Annotated in this window: 2 protein-coding genes; both read right to left on the bottom strand. The window is 72.5% G+C overall.

Annotated features, from left to right (window positions below; translation table 11 throughout):
• Positions 1–360: hypothetical protein (locus E1298_RS47475; RefSeq protein ID WP_207945306.1), on the bottom strand; the 360-nt coding region annotated here is incomplete at its 3' end.
• Between the two features lie 38 nt (positions 361–398).
• Positions 399–601 (bottom strand): lytic murein transglycosylase (locus E1298_RS47470; protein WP_165976015.1); only part of this gene is annotated, 203 nt, incomplete at its 5' end.

Below are 601 nucleotides of genomic sequence, written 5' to 3'. Positions count from 1 at the left end.
CCGGGCGGCGAGCATGATCTCTGCGGCGACCAGCACCGCGACCAGCACCCAGCCCAGGCCGGTCAGTGCGGCGGCCGTCAGCCATCCGCCTGCCACGGCGGCGGCGATGGCCACGCGTGGGATCCACAGCCGCCATCGGGACCGGCGCATCCGCCACATGGCCACCCCCGCTACTAGGGCGGTCAGGCACGCGATAACCAGTGCCGTGCCGGTGGCCGATACATGCGGCGGCAGGTTGGCCACGGTGAGGCCCGCCGCCAGCACCGTGGCGGTGAGGTAGTGCGGCAGCATTTGACGGCGCAGCCGCCACTCAACGGTGGTGTGCAGGTCCCGCCCGAGCCGCTGAAGTTGTTCGTTCATTAGGGGGTTCCCCTTCCGGATGCCGGTTGGCCGGGCGGTCAGCGCGGCCGGTCGGCCGCGGCCAGGACGTGGTCGACATAGCGCGTGGAGTGGTTGTAATGCCACAGGGCCTTGCGCAGGTTGGTCGCGGCGCCGTGGTCGCACAGGTAGGCGGCGGCGGCCGGGACGGCGTCGGCGGGGTCGTGGACGTCCTTGCGTCCGTCGCGGTCGCCGTCGCGGCCGTAGGAACGCCAGGTGGCCG

This window comes from Actinomadura rubrisoli, assembly GCF_004349215.1.
Lineage (GTDB): Bacteria > Actinomycetota > Actinomycetes > Streptosporangiales > Streptosporangiaceae > Spirillospora > Spirillospora rubrisoli.
This window is presented reverse-complemented; position numbering and strand designations above follow the sequence as displayed.